At 74.6% G+C, this 611-nt stretch carries 1 protein-coding gene; it reads right to left on the bottom strand.

All coding sequences use genetic code 11. The features are described 5' to 3' along the window. Positions 1-4: 4 nt before the first annotated feature. Positions 5-611, bottom strand: a 607-nt coding sequence (locus tag FV223_RS29415) for an MBL fold metallo-hydrolase (protein WP_147730090.1), incomplete at its 5' end; no start/stop codon positions are given.

Genomic DNA, 611 nt, shown 5'->3' with positions numbered 1-611 from the left:
CGCCTCAGCCGGCCGGCGAGGGGCCTGCTGCGAAGGTCCCGTCGAGGCGCGGCGCGCCCTGCGTCGCCACCAGCCCGCGCGCGACGAGATCCTCGAGGTGGGCGAACACCGACAGCGCCGCCGCGCCGCGCAGGCGCGGATCGAGGTTCTGGTACGTGGCCGCGACGATCGCCGGGATGGTGTCGTCGCCGGCGGCGATGCGCGCGCGGATCGAGGCCTCGCGGTGGCGGCGGTGGTTGGCCAACCCGCGCACGAAGCGCCGGGGATCGCGCACCGGGCCGCCATGGCCCGGCCAGTAGATGGTCTCGTCGCGGCCCCTGAGCTTGTCGAGCGAATCCATGTAGGCGCGCATCGAACCGTCCGGCGGCGCGACGATGCTGGTCGACCATGCCATGACGTGATCGCCGGAGAACAAGGCCGCCTCCTCCGGCAGGGCGAAGGCGAGGTGGTTCATGGTGTGGCCGGGCGTCTCGACCGCGACGAGGGTCCAGCCTTCGCCGGAGAGCGCATCGCCCTCGTGCATCGGCCGGTCGGGGACGTGGTCGCGGTCGGCGGCGGCATCGAGATGGCCGATCTCGCCGGCGCCGAGCGCGCGGGCGGCCCGATGCGGC

Origin of the sequence: Methylobacterium sp. WL116 (assembly GCF_008039455.1) — a bacterium.
Taxonomy (GTDB): domain Bacteria; phylum Pseudomonadota; class Alphaproteobacteria; order Rhizobiales; family Beijerinckiaceae; genus Methylobacterium.
Note: the sequence above shows the minus strand (reverse complement) of the source record. Positions and strands in the feature narration are given on the sequence as shown.